General features: G+C 54.8%; 21 protein-coding genes. 14 read left to right on the top strand and 7 right to left on the bottom strand.

All coding sequences use genetic code 11. From position 1 onward, the window contains the following. Positions 1-82 precede the first annotated feature (82 nt). Both lipA and AC5Q5A_RS06615 read left to right on the top strand, forming a co-directional pair. Positions 83-1,081 (top strand): lipoyl synthase, encoded by a 999-nt coding sequence (lipA, locus tag AC5Q5A_RS06620; protein ID WP_493894738.1) that lies wholly within the window; start codon positions 83-85, stop codon positions 1,079-1,081. Between the two features lie 49 nt (positions 1,082-1,130). Beyond that, positions 1,131-1,595 (top strand): type II toxin-antitoxin system RatA family toxin, encoded by a 465-nt coding sequence (locus tag AC5Q5A_RS06615; protein ID WP_008891166.1) that lies wholly within the window; start codon positions 1,131-1,133, stop codon positions 1,593-1,595. 3 nt (positions 1,596-1,598) lie between these two features. Here AC5Q5A_RS06615 and AC5Q5A_RS06610 read toward each other — a convergent pair whose 3' ends face one another. Both AC5Q5A_RS06610 and AC5Q5A_RS06605 read right to left on the bottom strand, forming a co-directional pair. Beyond that, positions 1,599-2,099 carry a CinA family protein gene (locus tag AC5Q5A_RS06610; RefSeq protein ID WP_493894769.1) on the bottom strand — a complete coding sequence of 167 codons (501 nt, stop codon included), beginning with the start codon at positions 2,097-2,099 and terminating at the stop codon, positions 1,599-1,601. Positions 2,100-2,131: 32 nt separating this feature from the next. Next, positions 2,132-2,626 carry a phosphatidylglycerophosphatase A family protein gene (locus tag AC5Q5A_RS06605; RefSeq protein WP_493894737.1) on the bottom strand — a complete coding sequence of 165 codons (495 nt, stop codon included), beginning with the start codon at positions 2,624-2,626 and terminating at the stop codon, positions 2,132-2,134. Between the two features lie 222 nt (positions 2,627-2,848). Between AC5Q5A_RS06605 and AC5Q5A_RS06600 the strand changes: the two genes are divergently transcribed. Together AC5Q5A_RS06600 and AC5Q5A_RS06595 are read left to right on the top strand one after the other, a co-directional pair. After that, entirely contained in the window at positions 2,849-4,174 is a 1,326-nt protein-coding gene (locus tag AC5Q5A_RS06600) for a M23 family metallopeptidase (protein WP_008891163.1), read from the top strand. Further along, entirely contained in the window at positions 4,134-4,589 is a 456-nt protein-coding gene (locus AC5Q5A_RS06595; RefSeq protein WP_008891162.1) for a bactofilin family protein, read from the top strand. The genes AC5Q5A_RS06600 and AC5Q5A_RS06595 overlap by 41 nt, the downstream gene beginning before the upstream one ends. Positions 4,590-4,725: 136 nt before the next feature. Here the strand turns inward: AC5Q5A_RS06595 and AC5Q5A_RS06590 are convergent, their stop codons facing one another. Then, positions 4,726-5,424 (bottom strand): haloacid dehalogenase type II, encoded by a 699-nt coding sequence (locus AC5Q5A_RS06590; RefSeq protein WP_493894736.1) that lies wholly within the window; start codon positions 5,422-5,424, stop codon positions 4,726-4,728. A 94-nt stretch (positions 5,425-5,518) separates the two neighbouring features. Next, positions 5,519-7,555 carry a lytic transglycosylase domain-containing protein gene (locus AC5Q5A_RS06585; protein ID WP_197147416.1) on the bottom strand — a complete coding sequence of 679 codons (2,037 nt, stop codon included), beginning with the start codon at positions 7,553-7,555 and terminating at the stop codon, positions 5,519-5,521. A gap of 208 nt (positions 7,556-7,763) precedes the next feature. Here AC5Q5A_RS06585 and dapA point away from each other — a divergent pair, with 208 nt between their 5' ends. From dapA to AC5Q5A_RS06565, 4 genes are all read left to right on the top strand, one after another. Next, positions 7,764-8,645 (top strand): 4-hydroxy-tetrahydrodipicolinate synthase, encoded by an 882-nt coding sequence (gene dapA / locus AC5Q5A_RS06580; RefSeq protein WP_493894735.1) that lies wholly within the window; start codon positions 7,764-7,766, stop codon positions 8,643-8,645. A 17-nt stretch (positions 8,646-8,662) separates the two neighbouring features. Further along, positions 8,663-9,139 carry an SsrA-binding protein SmpB gene (gene smpB, locus AC5Q5A_RS06575; protein WP_493894734.1) on the top strand — a complete coding sequence of 159 codons (477 nt, stop codon included), beginning with the start codon at positions 8,663-8,665 and terminating at the stop codon, positions 9,137-9,139. A gap of 123 nt (positions 9,140-9,262) precedes the next feature. Continuing rightward, positions 9,263-9,922, top strand: a complete 660-nt coding sequence (locus AC5Q5A_RS06570; RefSeq protein ID WP_493894733.1) for a sulfite oxidase-like oxidoreductase — start codon at positions 9,263-9,265, stop codon at positions 9,920-9,922. A 64-nt stretch (positions 9,923-9,986) separates the two neighbouring features. After that, complete coding sequence (locus AC5Q5A_RS06565) at positions 9,987-10,478, top strand: glutathione peroxidase (protein WP_008891155.1); 492 nt, start codon at positions 9,987-9,989, stop codon at positions 10,476-10,478. A gap of 41 nt (positions 10,479-10,519) precedes the next feature. On the opposite strand, the gene recQ is transcribed toward AC5Q5A_RS06565, so the two are convergent. From recQ to AC5Q5A_RS06550, 3 genes are all read right to left on the bottom strand, one after another. Further along, positions 10,520-12,352: a DNA helicase RecQ gene (gene recQ, locus AC5Q5A_RS06560; protein WP_063089420.1), complete on the bottom strand. Its 1,833-nt coding sequence runs from the start codon at positions 12,350-12,352 to the stop codon at positions 10,520-10,522. A 19-nt stretch (positions 12,353-12,371) separates the two neighbouring features. Continuing rightward, the gene (locus AC5Q5A_RS06555) at positions 12,372-13,013 is read right to left on the bottom strand and encodes a uracil-DNA glycosylase (protein ID WP_493894732.1); all 642 of its coding nucleotides are present in this window, start codon (positions 13,011-13,013) and stop codon (positions 12,372-12,374) included. A gap of 84 nt (positions 13,014-13,097) precedes the next feature. Next, positions 13,098-13,706 (bottom strand): LabA-like NYN domain-containing protein, encoded by a 609-nt coding sequence (locus tag AC5Q5A_RS06550; protein WP_008891152.1) that lies wholly within the window; start codon positions 13,704-13,706, stop codon positions 13,098-13,100. Between the two features lie 199 nt (positions 13,707-13,905). On the opposite strand from AC5Q5A_RS06550, the gene folK reads away from it, so the two are divergent. The 6 genes from folK to acpS all read left to right on the top strand — a co-directional run bounded on the left by folK (position 13,906) and on the right by acpS (position 19,167). Beyond that, complete coding sequence (gene folK, locus AC5Q5A_RS06545) at positions 13,906-14,454, top strand: 2-amino-4-hydroxy-6-hydroxymethyldihydropteridine diphosphokinase (RefSeq protein ID WP_493894731.1); 549 nt, start codon at positions 13,906-13,908, stop codon at positions 14,452-14,454. A 109-nt stretch (positions 14,455-14,563) separates the two neighbouring features. Then, positions 14,564-14,896 carry a DNA-directed RNA polymerase subunit omega gene (gene rpoZ, locus AC5Q5A_RS06540; protein ID WP_008891150.1) on the top strand — a complete coding sequence of 111 codons (333 nt, stop codon included), beginning with the start codon at positions 14,564-14,566 and terminating at the stop codon, positions 14,894-14,896. A gap of 142 nt (positions 14,897-15,038) precedes the next feature. Beyond that, a complete protein-coding gene (locus tag AC5Q5A_RS06535; protein ID WP_493894730.1) occupies positions 15,039-17,183 on the top strand; it encodes a RelA/SpoT family protein in 2,145 nt (714 codons plus the stop codon). Between the two features lie 179 nt (positions 17,184-17,362). After that, positions 17,363-18,025 (top strand): DUF2062 domain-containing protein, encoded by a 663-nt coding sequence (locus AC5Q5A_RS06530; RefSeq protein ID WP_231959728.1) that lies wholly within the window; start codon positions 17,363-17,365, stop codon positions 18,023-18,025. Next, positions 18,022-18,771 carry a pyridoxine 5'-phosphate synthase gene (locus AC5Q5A_RS06525; RefSeq protein ID WP_493894729.1) on the top strand — a complete coding sequence of 250 codons (750 nt, stop codon included), beginning with the start codon at positions 18,022-18,024 and terminating at the stop codon, positions 18,769-18,771. The genes AC5Q5A_RS06530 and AC5Q5A_RS06525 overlap by 4 nt, the downstream gene beginning before the upstream one ends. After that, positions 18,772-19,167, top strand: coding sequence for a holo-ACP synthase (gene acpS, locus AC5Q5A_RS06520; protein ID WP_064789141.1), 396 nt, complete (start codon positions 18,772-18,774; stop codon positions 19,165-19,167). Positions 19,168-19,176 lie beyond the last annotated feature (9 nt).

Raw genomic sequence — 19,176 nt, 5'->3', positions numbered from 1 at the left:
ATCACCTTTTACGAATGTCGGTTTGACAAATGCGCGGCGTGGCGGCAAATTGCCGCCCGTCCAATCCTTCGGAGGTAACTCTATGTCGACGGCGCCCAGCGAACAGAAACCCGTTCGTCACCCGGAAAAACAGAAACGGCCAGATCGCCCATCGGGGCGCAAACCGTCCTGGATCAGGGTCAAGGCTCCGACCTCCAAGGGGTATCAGGAAACCCGTGACCTTGCGCGTGGTTTGAACCTTCATACCGTGTGTGAAGAAGCCGCATGCCCGAATATCGGCGAGTGCTGGCAGAAGAAACACGCATCCTTCATGATCATGGGCGATACCTGCACGCGTGCCTGTTCGTTCTGTAACGTCAAAACCGGTATGCCGAACGCGCTTGATCCGTTCGAGCCGGAAAACCTGGCGATGGCGGTTGCCGACATGCAGCTTAAGCATGTTGTGATCACGTCTGTTGACCGTGATGATCTGGCCGATGGCGGGGCAGCGCACTTTGCCCGCGTTATTGAGGCGATCCGTCACAAGTCGCCGGAAACCACGATTGAAATCCTGACCCCGGACTTCCGTGACAAGCCGGGTGCGGTTGAAATCGTTGCCAAGGCCCGTCCGGACGTGTTCAACCACAATCTTGAAACCGTGCCGCGGCTTTATACCAATATCCGTCCGGGGGCGCGTTATTACCAGTCGCTGCGTATTCTTGATCGCGTCAAACAGATTGACCCGACGATCTTTACCAAATCCGGCCTGATGGTTGGTCTGGGGGAAGAGCGCAAGGAACTGGCACAGGTGATGGATGACCTGCGTGTGGCCGATGTCGACTTCCTGACGATTGGCCAGTATCTGCAGCCAACACTTAAGCACGAGCCGGTCCACAAGTTTGTCACACCCGATGAATTCAACGAATATGCATCGATGGCACGTGGCAAGGGCTTCTTGATGGTGTCGGCAACGCCGCTAACACGGTCGAGCTATCACGCGGATCGCGATTTCGAGCAGCTTCGTGAAGCGCGCGAGAAGAAGCTGGCGGCTGCGGATGCGACCAAAGCCAAGGCGGAACAGACCGTAACGGCGGCGCAGTAATCCTTTCACCCGTTTAGCCACAGACCACGACGATCAAGGGAGATATCGCGTGCCGACGCATGCAGAGCGCAGGAAACTGCCCTATACGCCGGAACAACTCTTTGATCTTGTCGCGGATATCGATTCCTATTCGGAGTTCCTTCCGTGGTGTGTCGCATCGCGGGTGCGCAAGCGTGAAGGCAATGTGCTTAAGGCGGATCTTGTGATCGGCTTTAAGATGTTTCGCGAAAAATACACATCGAAAGTCACCCTGCAGCGCCCGGATCGGGTCGATGTTGAATATCTGCAGGGGCCGTTCAAGTACCTCAACAATCACTGGGTGTTTGAAGAGGACGAGGACGGCGGTACGTCGCTTGATTTCTTTGTCGATTTCGAGTTTCGATCAGCACTTCTGCAGAAAATGATCGGTGTTGTGTTTAACGAGGCCGTCAAGATGATGGTGGGGGCGTTTGAAACCCGTGCGCGCGAAGTGTATGGCGAGCCGAACTTGCCGACATCGGAAAATCAGGCCTGATTCCTAGTCCTTGCGATCCAGCATTTCTTCGATCAGGGCAAAGGCCTTAAGGACTGTTGCCTTGCGCACGGTATGGCGATCGCCCGGAAAGACCGTGTGGGTCGTGATGGTTTCACGCCCCTTGGCCGCACAGCCAAAATGAACGAGCCCAACCGGTTTGGTTTCCGTACCGCCGCCCGGACCGGCAATGCCGGTGACAGAAACGGCGATGGTGGCATTGGGCGCACGATCAAGCGCCCCTTCGCACATGGCACGCGCAACCTGTTCCGATACAGCCCCATGTTCGGCGAGCAAGTCATTGCCAACGCCAATCAGGCTGTGTTTGGCCTCGTTCGAATAGGTGACAAAGCCGCAATCGACCACTGATGAGCTGCCATCAACGCCGGTCAGGGTTCCGGTGATCAGACCGCCGGTGCAGGATTCGGCCGTGGCGATCATTTCGCCCTTGGCCTTGCAGCGCGCGATCAGGGCACTTGCCGCATTTAGAAGATCAGGGTCATTCATCATCACGATCATCCGTCCATCAGGTGTGCTCGTCAGGAGCCGGTCAGGTAGCCTGTCAGGTGAACAACGCCGACAAGCGCAATCATGGCAAAAACGCCGGCCAGGACATCATCAAACATGATGCCAAACCCGCCGCCCACGCGCCGGTCAACCCAGCGTATCGGCCAAGGCTTGATGACGTCAAATATGCGGAATGCCAAGAAGGCAATCAACAGCCAAACAGCATCCATCCAGACCGCACCAAGCGGCACGACAAGCAGACACATCCATTGACCGACCACTTCGTCAATGACGATCTCGCCGGCGTCATGGATGCCCAGCATGTTGCTGTAAAGATGGGCGACCCAGATGCCGATGGCAAAAATGGCGATGCTGGCGATGATCAATGCCGTGTTCCCGCCATAGGCCCAGATCAACCAGCCAAAGGGCAGGGCTGCAAACGATCCGGCCGTGCCGGGTGCCTTCGGGCTTTTGCCGCTATAAAACCAGGTTGCGGCAAAGGTAATCATAAATCGGGAAAACGCCATTCTCAGCAAACGCATATGATGTGGAAGATGGCCATAGGTAACACAGCATATGAGCAGAAGGTGAAAATTTTGCGATTAAGGATGTGTTAACGGGCTTGCTTGCAGGCCGAGTTACAGGTAGCGTAAAGAAAAGGCGAAAATGTCTCAGGCGGGGTCAAAGAAACTCTGCATAACCGGGGTAACCGGACATGCATACGGGCAACTAGGGGTTAGACACTGAATATGTCGGCGTTTGAACGCATTCGTCGGTTGGTGGATAAATGGTTTCCGGATCGGCAGTTGCTTATCCGCTCCAATGATTCCGTTTACCAGCTTCGGCTTGGAAAATACGCGCAGGTCGCACTGGCCTCATTCGGGGCAGCAGCCATCACCTGGACGGTCGGCGTTACAGGTTATAGCTGGTACCTAGATCAGCGCCTTACAATGCGTGAAGAGCAGCTTTTCAGAAGCGAGCTGTCGTACAACCGTCTGATCGCCCGGGTTACTGAAAGTCAGCGCCGTTTTGGCGAGATTACATCCCAGATGGAAGATACCCATCGTAATCTGTTGTCGATGGCTGAAAAGAACCTGCAGCTTCAGGCGCGGGTACAGGATTATACCTCCAAACTTGCTGATAGCGAGAAGGAGAAAGTCCGGATTTCGTCGCTTCGCACGTCGATGGATAACCAGATGAACGCGTTGCAGGGCCAGATTGACGGGATCACCAACCGTAACCTTGCGCTCCGCGACGAATTGGAAACGGTTGAGACCGTCATGTCGCGTGTGATGCGTGAGCGTGATCAGGCTTTGCAGCGGTCGAAAAAGCTTCAGGGTGAACTGAGCGAAGCGCGTCAGCGTATTGCTGATTTGCACTCGATCCAGCAGCAAGCCATGCAGCGGGTGGCCCAGACGGCAGATACCACCATTCTCGAGCTTGAGAATGTGCTTGAAATGACCGGCCTGCAGCCGGAAACATTTGTTCTGCCGCCGATGAAGCCGCAGCAGCCCGGTGTTGGTGGTCCGTTCGTGGCGTTTGAGCCCGAACATCCGCAGGACGAGGAATTTGTCAATACGGCGTTGGCGCTGAATGATCGCATGGATCACCTTGCCAACCTGCATGACAGGATCAAGAAGACGCCAATCGGGGAACCGGCGGCGAAATACTATCTATCGAGCTCGTTCGGTAAACGAAAAGACCCGATCAATGGTCGCTGGGCTTTTCATTCCGGTGTTGATCTTGCCGGACCGATCAAGACACCAATTCTTGCAACCGCACCGGGCAAAGTGGTGCATGCGGGATGGAGTGGCAAATACGGGAAGATGGTCGAAGTTGATCACGGAAACGGTATTCGAACCCGTTATGGCCACCTATACAAGGTCCTCGTAAAGAAGGGCGACGAAGTGCAGTACCAGGACCATATCGCCTTGATGGGAAGCACGGGCCGCAGTACCGGTAGCCATGTGCATTATGAAGTTCTGGTCAATAATAAGCCGGTCAATCCTGTAAAATTTATTGAGGCGGGACGTTATGTTTTCAAAAGCGAGCAAGACGACACAAACAACGAATAAAAGTGGTTCACACGGGGCCGAGAAAAAGGGTGGCCTGTCGGTCATCAATGCCGATCTTCGTGTGACGGGTGATCTGATTTCGGAATCCGATGTTCAGGTTGATGGGTCGGTCAACGGCGATATTCGCACACGGACCCTGACAATCGGTCAAAGCGGCGAAGTCCGCGGCGAAATCGTTGCCGACAAAATCCGCATTTGCGGCACTGTTATCGGTCAGGTCCGGGCAAAGGACGTTTCCCTTTCCGATACCGCCCGCATGATCGGTGACATTCTTCACGAAAGCCTTTCCATCGAGCCGGGTGCCCATATTGAAGGCCACTGCCGTCGCATCGAAAGTGCTGCCGACGAAGGCGGCCTGACGGTGATCCAAGCGGGGCAGGTGGTTGCTGCCAACGTGAAGAAAGAAAACAAATAGTCACTTAAGTGATTTCTGTTGCGGTTTACAGGTGGCGGGTCCGGCCATGCGCAAAACCGACAGAGAAACCAAAAAGGCAGGCACCGGTTTCGGGCCTGCCTTTTTCATGTTTGGATATGATTGATCCTGCCGGGCATTATGCCTTTTGCGGTTCGCCAACCAGTGGCAGCAACTCATCAAGGCCGTTCAGCACCACATCGGCGGTATGCGACAGGCGTTCGGCCGGGCTGTGCGCGCGATTGATCCAGGCGGTGCGGAACCCGAAATGCCCGGCCCCGGCAATATCCCAGCCGTTTGAAGACTGGAACGAAATCTCGGCCGCTTCGACTTCAAGCTTGTCGACGGCAAGCTGATAGACATCCGGATGCGGTTTGTAGGTTTTAAGATCATCGACACAGATGATCTGATCAAACAGCGACAGAATGCCCGACGATTTGGCCGCCGAAATCAGCATATGCTTGGCACCATTGGACAGGATCGCAAGCTTGTGGCCCTGACTTTTCAGGGTTTTCAGCGTTTCGACGACTTCGGGGAAGGTATCAAGCGACAGATAGGTTTCCATCAGCTTGGCGCGCAGAACCGGATCCTTTTTGCCAATCTGATCAAGCGCATAATCGAGCGCATCACCGGTTACAGTCCAGAAATCGGCAAAGTCCCCCATCAGACTGCGCAGCCAGGTATATTCAAGTTGCTTTTGTCGCCAGAGGGATGAAAGGCGGTCTGCCTCGTCGCCGACGCTGTCGCGCAATTTGGCGACGGCAGAGCCGACATCAAACAGGGTACCATAGGCATCGAAAACAAAAGCACGGCAGGAAGACAGTGCGTTATCGGACATATTGCTGACCTCTTCTGACAAGCAGTATTGATCAAATATGGGGTGCAAGTGGGCAAGCGCAAATCAGGACCGTGGGCAAGTCGCCCGCAAACCCTTATTCTGCGTTGCTCACCGCGTCGCTTTGGCCCATTGCTATCTCGTCCCGGGCAAAACGCCGGCGATAGACATAAGTTCCTTCCATCACACGCTGAACGTAGTTTCGGGTTTCGCTATAGGGGATCATTTCGATCCAGTCGACCAGATCGACATCCGGGTCACGCGGATCGCCATATTCGTTGATCCATTGGCGCACACGGGTCGGCCCGGCATTGTAACTGGCGATCGTCAGGACTTCCTGACCATCCCAACGATCAAGAAGGCGGCTGAGATATGCACGGCCAACTGCGATGTTGAAGGACGGATCCTCGATCAGGCGATCAGTGTCGTAATCAAGCTTGAGCGACTGTGCCATGCGCTTTGCCGTGGCCGGCATCAACTGCATCAGACCACGTGCACCAGCAGACGAGACCGCCTGCGGGTTAAACAGGCTTTCCTGACGCATGATGGCATGGACCAGCGCCGGATCCGGGGCGCGGCCCAGCGGAACCTGTTCATGGATCGGGTAGGCGGCATCAAGATAGCCACTGCCAGTCCGGATGCTGCGTTTGGCGGCAAGAATGCCCAGATCGGTGCGGCCATATTCGCGCGCCAGATCGGTCGCCATGGCGAGGTATTCCGGTTCATCATGTTCGTAAACCAGCGCCATGATGAACGGACGGATAATATTGCCAAGGCCCATCGCGCCGAGTTTGCGGACAACCTGGGTCAGTTCCTGTGCTTCGAATTCGGCGCGTTGTTCGGCGGTCGGGACGGGTTGTTCAACCGAATAGGATGGCTTGCTGCCCAGTTTGTCGATGGCGAGCTGTCCATAGAAGGTATGGGCATGTTCGGCCGCGATTGCGTACCATTCCTTGGCGCGTTTCTGATCGCCAAGCGCCTCGTTGGCGCGTCCGGCCCAGTAAGAACCACGCGACAAGCTGATCGGGTATTGAACGACATCATAAAGGTTCTGGAAATGGGTCAGCGCGATGTCGGCATCGCCCAAAAATTCAAGCGCGATCCAGCCGGCATACCATTCGGCCTCGGCGATATCACCTGGATCAACCTGCCCATGGTTGGCGACAAGGCGATAGGCATCGGTGATGTGCCCCTTTTGCAGGGCGCGGCGGGCCAGAATGGCCTTTTCCAGCCACCAGTATTGCGGTCGGATCGAGATATAGGCGAGATCATTGGCCTGCGAGAGCAGAAGATCACGCGCATCCTGATCGCGGTCCTTCTTGCGGCGCCAGCGCACACGTTCGTAAATCAGGCCGGGATCATCGCGGTATTTTTCCGGAACACGATTGATCGCACCATCAACACCGCCACTCATGGCGCGAAGGGCGGCGCGGGCCTCGGCCAGGCGGCGGTAATCGTCGCTGACATATTTCATCATGCGCGCGGCAGTCGTCAGGCGACCTTCCCATAACAGGCGATCAAGGCGCTGTTGATGGGTTTCCTGATCAATATATTCGCCGTAGCGATCAAGGAAGCGGCGTTCCTGACCGCTGCCGAAATTCTCGTTAATCCAGCTGTGGCGGACCAGTGCGATGGCCGCCGATTCCTGTCCGGCACCCAGTAACGCCTTGATCTGGCGCGTTGCGCCATCAGCAGTCACCGGGGCGGATCGTTTGAACCAGGCCAGGATTTCGTCATCGGGCACGGCATCGGTCATGGCTTCTTCGGCGCGCTGTCGCAGCAGCGCCTGATTGGGCCATTTCGGATGGGCATCGATGAAGGCGGTGATTTCTTCGAAGCTGTGCCCGGAATTGGGGGCGGTCAGCAGCATCCATTCCGCTGCCTTTTGCAGCAGGGGATCATCAAAATTGGTCAGGAGTTGTTCGAAAATGTCGGTCTTGCCATCTTCAACCGCGTCCAGAAAGGCGTTCAGGCGCGCCCGGCTGACAGCAGAATACAGCGGCGAGGGCGGCTGCGTCTGAAGAACGTTGTCTTCATTCGTTGCGGCCTGCACCTGATAACTGCCTGGTATCAAGATCGAAAAGCCCAGTGCCAATGCGCAGATCGAAATCTTGCGGAAAGACGCTTGCGCCATGTGATGTTCCCCTTGTGCCTTGCGGCAACGAATGCTCTCTCGAGCCGGGCATTATGGCAGCGAATTTGATAAAAGCCAAACAGTCCTGACGGGAATTTTCAGACCCGATCCCGGATCGCCCGGATTATTGGATACAGTGCTTGCGGGAAACCCCAACAGCGGCTATTTTCGCGACCGCTTTCAATATATCCCGAATTTGGAGATCTCTATGTTTAAGGGTTCAATCACAGCTTTGATCACACCATTCACGCAAGATGGTGCGATTGATGAAAAGGCGTTCCAGTCTTTTGTGGATTGGCAGCTTAAACAGGGCACGACAGGTGTTGTGCCTGTCGGAACCACCGGTGAATCTCCGACCCTTAGCCATGCCGAGCATCATCGCGTTGTCGAACTGGCACTTGAAGTTGCCAAAGGCCGCGGTCCTGTGATTGCCGGCACGGGTTCGAATTCGACCGCAGAAGCGGTGTCGCTGACCCGTCATGCGCAGAATGCCGGTGCGGATGCCGCACTTGTGGTAACGCCGTATTACAACAAGCCGACACAGAAAGGCCTGTATGCGCATTACAAGGCAATTCATGACGCGACCGATATCCCGATTGTGATTTACAACATTCCGGGCCGTTCGATCGTTGATATGAATGTCGACACCATGGCGCAGTTGGCCAAATTGCCGCGCATTGTCGGTGTTAAGGATGCGACAAGCGATCTGGAACGTCCGGCACTGACTCGCCTGGCGGCGGGTGCCGATTTCTGCCAGCTGTCGGGTGAAGACGGTACGATTGTACCGTTCCTGGCACAGGGTGGTCATGGCTGTATTTCCGTCACATCGAACATCGCGCCGAAATTGTGTGCTGATCTGCATGCCGCCTGGGCTGCGGGGAACATTTCGAAGGTTCAGGAGTTGAACTATCGACTGATGCCGGTTCACAAGGCGATGTTCTGTGAATCCAGCCCCGGACCGGTGAAATACGCAGCAGAGCTTCTTGGCCTGTGTGGCAGCCATATGCGTTTGCCGATGGTCGAGATTGCCGAAGAATCCAAACGCAAGGTCGAAGCCGCACTTAAGAATGCTGGTATTCTCGGCCAGTAAGCGATAACAAGCGTCTTATGGCATCCAAGAAAGAAACAAGTAACAACAAGATTGTCGCGCAGAACCGGCGGGCCCGCTTTGACTTTTTCCTGACGGAAACGTTTGAAGCCGGCATCGCCCTGCGCGGTACCGAAGTTAAATCGCTGCGCGATGGCAAGGGGAATATTCAGGAATCCTATGCCGAAGCGAAGAACGGCGAAGTGTGGCTGATCAACGCTTATATCCCTGAATATCAAAGCAAAATGCCGTTCGGCCACGAAGAGCGCCGACCGCGCAAGCTGCTTTTGCATAAGCGTGAAATCACCAAGATGCATGATGCCCTGAACAAGAAGGGTTTCACCCTTGTTCCGGTCAAACTGTATTTCAATGAGCGCGGTATTGCGAAACTTGAACTCGCCATCGCCGAGGGCAAGAAAAAGGCCGACAAGCGTGAAGCGGTCAAAGAGCGTGACTGGCAGCGCGACAAGGCGCGTTTGATGCGCGACTTTGGCTGATTGAAAGATCGGTCGCGGGCATGTGACTTGCCGTAGCCTTATGAAAAGAGATTAAATGGCGCTGACATGGTGAACGTGTTGGCGCCATTTTTCGTATGTCGATCATCAACCAAGGAATATCCAGTGACCGAGAGCTTTTCAGGCAAGATCAAAGACAAACTGATCGCGGCCAAGCGCAAGTGGGCCGAAGACGGACGCTTGATGACCGGCGCGCCGGATACTGAGCGTGCGAACCGTTTGCCGCCGGGCCAGCGTCTTGTCACGGATTGGCCGGTTCTGGACCTTGGCATCACGCCGCATGTGTCAGCGGATGACTATCAACTTGAAATCAACGGGCAGGTCAGAAAGCCGGTGACATTGAGCTTTTCCGATCTGCTTGATTTGCCGCATGTCACGGCCAAAAACGACATTCACTGTGTGACCAGTTGGTCGCGATACGAAAATCACTGGCAGGGCGTGTTGGCCACAACGCTGGCAGAGCTTGTTGATCCATTACCCGCTGCGCGTCACGTCCTGTTTACCGCCCATGATGGCTATACGACCAATGTTCGGATCGAACAGTTTCTGGATGATGACGTGCTGTTGGCCCATCATTGGGAGGGTGAGCCGCTGAGTGAAGAGCATGGCGGGCCGCTTCGTGTTGTGATCCCGAAGCTTTATTTCTGGAAAAGTGCCAAATGGGTGAAAAAGATCACCTTTGCCCGCGATGACAAGCCGGGCTTCTGGGAAGAACGCGGATATCACAACAATGCCGACCCATGGACGGAGGAGCGCTATGAATAGGCGGCAATTCGTTGTATTCTTTGTCTTTACTATTGTTGTCGTGAGTTTGTCCTGGAGGGAGACAATGGCATCGGATGATGCGCCATCTGCATACGACTTTTCTTTCCCGGCGATTGATGCCGGTGAAATCCATCTTTCAGAGTATAACGACAAAGTCGTTTTGCTGGTAAATACCGCCTCGATGTGCGGGTTTACGCCACAATATACCGGCCTGCAGAAACTGTGGGAAGACTACCGTGACGAGGGGCTTGTTGTCCTTGGCGTCCCGTCGGCCGATTTCGGCGGACAGGAATATAGCGAGGATGCCGATATCCTTGATTTCTGTGAGGTCAATTTTGATGTCGACTTCCCGCTGACATCAAAAACCACGGTCAAGGGCCCGGATGCGCATCCGTTCTATAAGTGGGCAGAGCAGGAATTGGGCGCTGAAAACGCCCCGCAATGGAATTTCCACAAATATCTGATTGGCCGCGATGGCAAGCTTATTCAAAGCTTTGACAGCCGGACCAAGCCGGAAGACGAGGAAATTGTCAGCGCCATTCGCGCAAGCCTTTAGGGCAAAACTGCCAAAAGATGATTTGATGACGGGACGGCGGGTTACCGCCGTCCGTCCATGACATCAAGAAATGCCAATCCGTACTGATCAAGCTTTTTGACGCCGACACCGTTGATAGATGCCATATCTTCAAGGGTGCGGGGTTTGAAGCGCACCATTTCCCATAGTGTCCGGTCACTGAAAATCACATAGGGCGGCACGTTTTGGCTGGTAGCCAGTTCGCGGCGGAGCGTGCGCAAACGTTCCCAAAGGTCGCGGTCTTCCTCGTTTTCGAATTCGGTATCGAAATCGCGCAGGCGCTTGGTCATGGCGCGTTTGCTTTCGCCGGGGTCTTTGCGCATTTCGACGACTTTTTCGCCGCGCAGAACTGGTCGGGACTCCTCGGTCAGATAGACGCCGCCATGTCCTTCGACATCGACTTCGAGATATCCCATGGCAAGGAGCTGTCGGAAGACCGAGCGCCATTGTGGCTGGGCGATATCCTTGCCAATGGCATAGACTGAAAGCTTGTCATGGCCGTTTTGGCGGATTTTTTCGGTCTTGCGGCCCATCAGGACTTCGATCACATGCGCCGGGCCAAAGCGTTGGCCGGTGCGATATACCGCCGACAGCGCCTTGCGCGAGGCCTGGGTGGCATCCCAGGTATCAACAGGTTCAAGGCAGGTGTCGCAGTTACCGCACGGTTCGTGGCGATCTTCACCAAAATAGGACAGGATCACCTGACGGCGGCAACGGGTGGTTTCCGCAAGACCAACCAGCGCATCGAGTTTACGCGATTCAATGCGTTTCTGGGCTTCGGGTGCGTCGGAACCGGCCACCATGCTTCGGATTGAGACGATATCGGACAGATCGTAATTCATCCACGCATTGGCCGGCAGCCCATCACGCCCGGCACGCCCGGTTTCCTGATAATAGGCTTCCATGCTTTTGGGCAGGTTGAGGTGGGCGACAAAGCGTACATTGGGTTTGTCGATCCCCATACCAAAGGCCACAGTGGCACAGATGATCAGCCCGTCTTCACGCAGGAAGCGGTCCTGATGAAGTTGGCGTGTTTCCTGTGCCAGACCTGCGTGATACGGCAGGGCCGGTCGACCATTTTCCGAAAGCCATTGCGCGACGTCTTCGGTTTTGCGTCGTGACAGGCAATAGACGATCCCGGCATCCTCGGCATGTTCGCGATTAAGGAACGATAACAAGCGTTGCTTGGCATTGCCCTTGGTTTCAATGCGATAGGTGATGTTCGGGCGGTCAAAGCCGGTGATAAAGCACTGTGCATCGGTCAGATGCAGGTTTTCGGCAATGTCTTTGCGGGTGGGGGTATCGGCCGTTGCGGTAAGTGCAATGCGCGGCACATGGGCAAAGCGGGTTGGTAGCAAATCAAGCCGGCGATATTCCGGGCGGAAATCATGGCCCCATTGCGACACGCAGTGGGCTTCATCAATCGCAAACAGTGAAATGCTGATCCGGTCGAGCAGGTTTAAAAACCGGTCAGAGGCAAAACGTTCCGGCGCCACATAAAGAAGATCGATATCACCATCGACGGCACGCGTTTCAATTTCGCGCGCTGCATCGGGGGCAAGGGTCGAATTGATAAAGGCGGCTTTGACGCCCAGCTGATTAAGCGCATCGACCTGATCCTTCATCAACGCGATCAGCGGGGACACGACAACAGCCGTTCCCGGACGACACAGTGCCGGAACCTGATAGCAAAGCGACTTGCCGCCACCGGTTGGCATCAGGACTAGTGCATCATTTCCAGCGATAACATGATCAATGATTTCAGCCTGTTGGCCGCGAAAGCTGTCATAGCCGAACACTTCTTGCAGAACGTCAATCGGCTGACGTTGTACAGGTCGGTCGAGAAGGTCGGGCATGGGCAATGTATCGGGCAAATTAACCGTCCAGATGTGCGCGAATTCCGGCAAAGACGTTTTCAAACATCTCTGGCGTCAGGCGATAGGTCTGGGTGTTGTAGCGCGAACAGTGATAGCTATCAAACAATGTGATGCCATTTTCCATTTTATGCGATGCGCCATGGCCAAATTTCAGCGATGAAAGCTTGAGCCCGAAGGTGCGCAGCATCGCCTGATGCGCCACCTGTCCAAGGCAAAGAATAGCCGACAGGTTCTTCATGGCGTCAAATTCGCTGATCAGGAACGGGCGGCATGTATTGGCCTCTGGCCCGGTGGGCTTGTTTTCCGGGGGCACGCATTTCACCGCGTTGGTGATGCGGCAATCAAGCAGTTCAAGGCCGTCATCCGGGCGTTTGTCATAGGTGCCCCTGGCGAAGCCGAACTTTTTAAGCGTGTCATACAAAAGATCGCCCGCGTAATCGCCGGTGAAGGGACGGCCGGTGGCATTGGCCCCCTTAAGCCCGGGGGCAAGGCCGACAATCAGAAGGCGCGCATCAAGCGGTCCGAACGGACGCACCGGCCCGTTGTAGAATTCGGGAAATTTTTCCTGATTCTTGCGGCGGAATTCAACAAGGCGCGGGCAAAGTTGACAATCGATATCGGGTTGCTGATAGGCGGTCATGGCAAGTCTGACGTTTTGCCGGTTACAGTGCGGACTGTAACCGGTGGTGATCAGGGCAGGGTGACGGGCGACGCAATGTCGCGATCAATCGTAATCGAATTCTTCGAGATCGGGATGTTCAGGATGATCGTCGATATCGGGGTGATCGTCGTCACGGCGTTGCTGAACCTTACGTGCAATCGTGCCTTCAAGGGCGGTCAGTTCGATAAAGTTATCGGCCTGACGGCGCAATTCGTCGGCAACCATCGGCGGATTTGATTTGACGGTCGAAACAACAGTGACGCGCACACCTTTACGCTGCACGGCATCGACCAGACGGCGGAAATCGCCATCGCCCGAGAAAATAACAACATGATCAAGGTGTTGCGCCATTTCCATGACGTCAATTGCCAACTCGATATCCATGTTGCCCTTGATCTTGCGGCGACCGGCGGCATCGGTGAATTCCTTGGTCGGTTTGGTGACCATGGTGTAGCCGTTATAGTCCAGCCAATCGACAAGCGGGCGGATCGGGGAATATTCCTGATCTTCAATCAGGGCGGTGTAGTAGAAGGCCCGGATCAGCTGACCTTTCTGGGCGAAAAGATCCAAAAGACGTTTGTAATCAATGTCAAAACCAAGGGCACGGGCAGCGGCATAAAGATTGGAGCCGTCGATAAATAACCCGATGCGTTCTTGCGGGTAAAAAATCATCGTTAAATTCCTCAAACATCAAATTTAATTATGCAGTTCCTAAAATACGGAACTTTCAAATACAGACCTTTCATGTTTACCGTGGGTGCAGGGACAAAGAAAGGCGAAAATATCGTGGACAGAGCAGGGTGGCTCCCTTAGATATGCCGTCTTGCCGAACCTTGTCATACGCCCAATCACCGAACCGAAGGTCTTCTTTGTGCGCAATTCTTCACCGTCAGACACCAGCATGATCGCGGATGACGCTATCCTGATTGCTTTCGGTGCAAATTTGCCTACCGAAGAATATGGTGCGCCTGCACAAACATTGAAAGCCGCACTGCGTCGATTGGCCGAAAATGGCGACATTTCGATCGATCAGGTGTCATCGTTTTATGAAACCGCACCGGTGCCGATTTCCGATCAGCCCTGGTACGTGAACGGTGTTGCACGCATTTCCACCGAGCTTTCGGCACATGATCTGCTTTTGCGGTTACATGACGTTGAGGCCGAATTCGGGCGTGTTCGGCGGGAACGCAATGCCGCGCGTGTCATTGACCTTGATCTGATTGCCTATGGCCGGGAACTGGTGCGCGAGGAGGGTGGTATTCAGGTGCCGCATCCGCGCATGGCGGAGCGGGCGTTTGTCTTGCTGCCTTTGCGGGACGTGGTTGCCGACTGGGTTCACCCGGTTTTGAACCGTACAGTAGACGATCTGATTTCCGATCTGCCGGCCGATCAGCAGATTCGCAAACAAACGAATGGCTGATAAAGCATGCGAAAACCTGATCGAAAGAGTGGTTTCGCTGTTGCAACACACGTGATCCGACGCTATAAAGCTCGGTCTGGACACCCCAAAAGTATTTCTGGAGACATTTATGGCGCGCGTTACCGTCGAAGATTGCGTTGACAAGATTCCGAACCGCTTTGAGCTTGTAATGCTTGCAGCTCAGCGTGCACGCAACATCTCGGCCGGTGCAGAACTGACCATTGATCGTGACAACGACAAGAACCCGGTTGTTGCGCTGCGTGAAATCGCCGAAGTAACGGTTGATTTTGACGATCTGCGCAATGGCATGGTGCAGGGTCTGCAGCGGCATGTTGAAGCCGATGAGCCGGAAGAAACCGAAGACGATTTTGGTCCGAAACTGGTTGCTGAAGCTGTTGAAGAAGCTTCCGCTGGCGTTGTTGCTCCGTCGGAAGAAGAATAAGGTCAGACTGGTTTTGATCTGAACCTTTCCAAAAGAAGAGCCACGGTGTTTATCTTCCGTGGCTTTTTTTTGTCCAGATCGTACTATCTTATGAATAGGGAGCGCGGACTGTTCCCGGAAATACTTGCGGAGACGCCCCTGAATGATGCGGCAATACGAACTTGTTGAACGGGTTAAGGCATACGACCCCGATGCGTGCGAAACCACGCTGAACCGGGCCTATGTCTATGCGACCCAGAAGCACGGTTCGCAAAAGCGCGCATCCGGTGACCCGTATTTTTCCCATCCGATTGAAGTCGCAGGCATTCTGACCAATTACAAGCTTGATTGCGACACGATCATCACGGCCCTTCTGCACGACACCATCGAAGATACCGATGCGACGCCTGAAGAGATCACCAAGCTTTTCGGGACCAACATCATGAAGCTGGTCGATGGTGTGACCAAGCTGACCCAGATCGAACTGAAGTCTGCAGATTCCAAGCAGGCGGAAAACTTCCGCAAGCTGCTTTTGGCGATGTCCGAAGACATTCGCGTGTTGCTGGTCAAGCTGGCCGACCGACTGCACAACATGCGGACGTTGCATTATATCTCCAAGCCGGAGAAGCGCGTGCGGATCGCAGCTGAAACGCTTGAGATTTATGCCCCGCTTGCCGAACGCATCGGTATGCATGACATCAAGGAAGAGCTTGAAGATCTGGCCTTCCAGCATATCAATCCCGAAGCACGGGATTCGATCCTGGCGCGCTTGGAGTTCCTGCGCCAGAAAGACGATAACGTTGTCAGCCGGATTGTTTCGGAACTGACCGATGTCGTGTCGCGACAGGGGCTAAAGGTCGATATTTACGGGCGTGAAAAGCGGCCTTATTCGATTTGGCAGAAGATGCAGCGCAAGAACATCACCTTTGGTGAGCTATCTGACATCATGGCGTTTCGCGTGCTGGTCGATGACATGCCCAATTGCTACGAAGTGCTGGGCTATCTGCACGCCAATTACAAAGTGGTTCCGGGCAGGTTCAAAGATTATATCTCGACCCCGAAACCCAACGGATATCGTTCGATCCATACCACGGTGCTGGGCCCGGAAAATCACCGCATCGAGGTGCAGATCCGTACCCGCCAGATGCACGAGGTCAACGAAAACGGTGTGGCCGCGCACTGGGCCTATAAGCAGGAAGCACCGACCGGACAGCAGAAGGAAGGGGTGCAGTATCGCTGGCTGCGTGACCTTCTTGATATTCTGGAACATGCGTCAGAGCCGGAAGAATTCCTTGAACATACCAAGCTTGCGATGTTCCAGGATCAGGTGTTCTGCTTTAGCCCGAAGGGCGATGTGATCGCCCTTCCGGCCCGCGCGACCCCGGTTGATTTCGCCTATATGATCCACACCCACATCGGCGATACCTGTGTCGGGGCCAAGGTTAATGGGGCGATGGTGCCGTTGCGCACGGTGCTCAATAACGGTGACCAGGTCGAGATTGTTACCTCCAAGGCGCAAACGCCGAATCCGACCTGGGAGCGCTTTGTTGTTACCGGCAAGGCGCGGGCGAGAATTCGCCGCTTTATCCGTCAGCAGCAGGAAGACCAGTACAAGGATCTTGGCAAGGCGATCTTGCAAAAGGCATTCCGTCAGGAAGGCTATGACTATTCCGACAAGGCGCTTGAAGGGGTTCTTAAAATCTTCAAACAGCCATCGGTTGATGCGCTTTTGACCCTTGTCGGGGCGGGGCATCACACCGGGCGTGAAGTTGTTCATGCCGTGTTCCCGGGTACCAAGGACAAGGAAACGGCGCGCAAGGTTGTGCCACTTGATAAAGTGCGCGCACGCAAACATGACCACGCCATCCCGATCAAGGGCCTTATTCCCGGTATGGCCGTGCATTATGCAGGGTGCTGCCACCCGTTGCCGGGGGATCGAATTGTCGGGATTGTCACAACCGGCAAGGGTGTGACGATCCATACGATTGACTGCGATACGCTGGAAACCTTTACCGAGCAGCCCGAACGCTGGCTTGATGTCGGTTGGGATAACGAGGGCGAACCGGAACACTTCATCGGCCGCCTTGGATTGACCGTCGGGCATGAGCAGGGGGCGCTTAGTTCAATCACCAGCGTGATTGCCAAAAACCATGGCAACATCACCAATCTGCGCTTTACCAATCGCACGACAGACTTCTTTGAAATGCTGATTGATATCGATGTGGTCGATGTCAAACACCTGACCAATATCATTGCCGCATTGCGTGCCACACCTGTGGTCAATGCCGTTGAACGCGCGCGCGGGTGACGGCGAACTGTAAACGCCTTCACCTTTTAGGCGAATTTGGCGCAAAAGCCTTGCCAATCGCGCAGTCAGCACTTACGCATATGCTTCAAGATTTTACAGCATTACGTGATTAGATCCAGAACTGACCCCGCATGTTTCGGCGCCGCAGCAAACCTTCATCCTTTCAGCGTGTACGCAACGTGGTATGGCCGCGCGGCGGATGGCGTCGTTCGTCACAGTATTTTGCCCATCGCGTCGCCCGTTTGCCGGGATCGCCCTATAGCATCGCATCGGGTTTCGCGATTGGGGCAGCGGTGTCTTTCACACCGTTTATCGGGTTCCACTTTGTCATCTCGACACTGCTGAGCCTTTTGACGCGCAGTAACGTGGTGGCATCCCTGTTGGGCACCGTGGTTGGCAATCCCTGGACATTTCCATTTATCTGGTTGTGGCTTTATACCTGCGGCAACTGGATCCTTGGCGCGCATTCGGCAAGTTCGACAGTGCATTTCGATATGGCGGTGCTGTGGGAATTTGTTGTCCTGGGCCTGAACTATGTCGGCGGCGGGCTTATTTTCGGCAATTGGGATGTCAGCGATCAGCAGGCACTGGGGCAACTTTGGGCCAGCATTGTTGATATCATCTGGCCGATGGTGGTTGGCTGTATTCCGACAACGATTGTTATCTGGATACTGTTTTACTTCCCGATCCGCCGTGCGGTTGTGATTTATCGCCATAACCGCATCTTGCGCCGGATGAAAAAGACCGAGCGTCATGGCCTTGGCCCGATGCTTGAAAGTGCCAAGGAAAAGATCGGAACCGCCGCAAAGCACGCCACCAAAAAGCAGGATGAAACATCATGAATGCGAAGCTGCGCCTCGGGGTCAATATTGACCATGTTGCGACCATTCGAAACGCCCGCGGCGGCGATCTGCCCGACCCGGTGCGGGCAGCAGAACTTGCCAAGGCGGCTGGTGCGGATGGAATCACCGCACACTTGCGCGAAGACCGTCGCCATATCCGTGATGCGGATATGCAGCGCCTGCGCGAAGAAGTTGATTTGCCGCTTAATTTCGAGATGGCGGCAACCGATGAAATGATGGCCATCGCAATTCAGACCAAGCCGCATGCGGTTTGCCTGGTGCCGGAAAAACGCGAAGAACGCACGACCGAAGGCGGGCTGGATGTTGCCGGTGGGCATAATCATCTGAAACGTTTTGTCTCGGATCTTGGTGATGCCGGCATTCGCGTATCACTGTTCATCGAGGCATCCGAAGCACAGCTTGACGCGGCCAAAAGCCTTGGCGCGCCGGTGGTGGAAATCCATACCGGGGCCTATTGCGATGCGAAGACCGACGAAGAACGTGCCCGCGAACTGGACCGTATCCGCCATGCTGTGCAATATGGGGCAGGGATCGGACTTGAAATTCATGCCGGTCACGGTTTGAATTTCGAAACCGTCAAGCCGATTGCCGCCATGCCGGAAATTGCCGAGCTTAATATCGGGCATTTCCTGATTGGTGAAGCGGTGTTTGTCGGGCTTGAAGCGGCGATTGCCGAAATGCGCCGTTTGATGGATGAAGCACGCACGCAGGCAGGTTATGCGTAAATGATCATTGGGATTGGCACAGATTTATGCGATATCCGTCGGATAGAGGCTACTCTTGAACGCCATGGTGAGCGTTTCATGAAGCGTGTCTTTACCGATATCGAGATTGCGCGTGCCAAACGCAAGCCGCACCGGACGGCCTCGTCGCTTGCCATGGCGTTTGCCGCCAAGGAAGCCTGTTCAAAGGCGCTTGGGACCGGTTTTCGTCGCGGTGTTTATCATAACACCATGGGTGTGGTACATCAGCCCAGCGGCAAGCCCGATATGGTTTTGATTGAAGGTGCGCAAGCACGACTTGAAGAATTGACCCCGGATGGGAAAACTGCCTCTGTGTATGTGACCCTGACGGACGAATATCCGATGGCCAATGCGGTCGTTGTGATTTCGGCAGATTGACAAAAATTG

It is taken from the genome of Thalassospira sp. CA1 (assembly GCF_059052855.1).
The sequence above is the reverse complement of the archived record's forward strand: the minus strand, read 5'-3'. Positions and strand labels throughout refer to the sequence as shown.

Excerpts from the sequence above, each read along its gene's own strand:
- lipA (WP_493894738.1), top strand. The coding sequence starts at position 83 with ATGTCGACGGCGCCCAGCGAACAGAAACCCGTTCGTCACCCGGAAAAA.
- AC5Q5A_RS06610 (WP_493894769.1), bottom strand. The coding sequence starts at position 2,099 with ATGAATGACCCTGATCTTCTAAATGCGGCAAGTGCCCTGATCGCGCGC.
- AC5Q5A_RS06605 (WP_493894737.1), bottom strand. The coding sequence starts at position 2,626 with ATGGCGTTTTCCCGATTTATGATTACCTTTGCCGCAACCTGGTTTTAT.
- AC5Q5A_RS06600 (WP_008891163.1), top strand. The coding sequence starts at position 2,849 with ATGTCGGCGTTTGAACGCATTCGTCGGTTGGTGGATAAATGGTTTCCG.
- AC5Q5A_RS06595 (WP_008891162.1), top strand. The coding sequence starts at position 4,134 with ATGTTTTCAAAAGCGAGCAAGACGACACAAACAACGAATAAAAGTGGT.
- AC5Q5A_RS06590 (WP_493894736.1), bottom strand. The coding sequence starts at position 5,424 with ATGTCCGATAACGCACTGTCTTCCTGCCGTGCTTTTGTTTTCGATGCC.
- AC5Q5A_RS06585 (WP_197147416.1), bottom strand. The coding sequence starts at position 7,555 with ATGGCGCAAGCGTCTTTCCGCAAGATTTCGATCTGCGCATTGGCACTG.
- dapA (WP_493894735.1), top strand. The coding sequence starts at position 7,764 with ATGTTTAAGGGTTCAATCACAGCTTTGATCACACCATTCACGCAAGAT.
- smpB (WP_493894734.1), top strand. The coding sequence starts at position 8,663 with ATGGCATCCAAGAAAGAAACAAGTAACAACAAGATTGTCGCGCAGAAC.
- AC5Q5A_RS06565 (WP_008891155.1), top strand. The coding sequence starts at position 9,987 with ATGGCATCGGATGATGCGCCATCTGCATACGACTTTTCTTTCCCGGCG.
- recQ (WP_063089420.1), bottom strand. The coding sequence starts at position 12,352 with ATGCCCGACCTTCTCGACCGACCTGTACAACGTCAGCCGATTGACGTT.
- AC5Q5A_RS06555 (WP_493894732.1), bottom strand. The coding sequence starts at position 13,013 with ATGACCGCCTATCAGCAACCCGATATCGATTGTCAACTTTGCCCGCGC.
- AC5Q5A_RS06550 (WP_008891152.1), bottom strand. The coding sequence starts at position 13,706 with ATGATTTTTTACCCGCAAGAACGCATCGGGTTATTTATCGACGGCTCC.
- rpoZ (WP_008891150.1), top strand. The coding sequence starts at position 14,564 with ATGGCGCGCGTTACCGTCGAAGATTGCGTTGACAAGATTCCGAACCGC.
- AC5Q5A_RS06535 (WP_493894730.1), top strand. The coding sequence starts at position 15,039 with ATGATGCGGCAATACGAACTTGTTGAACGGGTTAAGGCATACGACCCC.
- AC5Q5A_RS06525 (WP_493894729.1), top strand. The coding sequence starts at position 18,022 with ATGAATGCGAAGCTGCGCCTCGGGGTCAATATTGACCATGTTGCGACC.
- acpS (WP_064789141.1), top strand. The coding sequence starts at position 18,772 with ATGATCATTGGGATTGGCACAGATTTATGCGATATCCGTCGGATAGAG.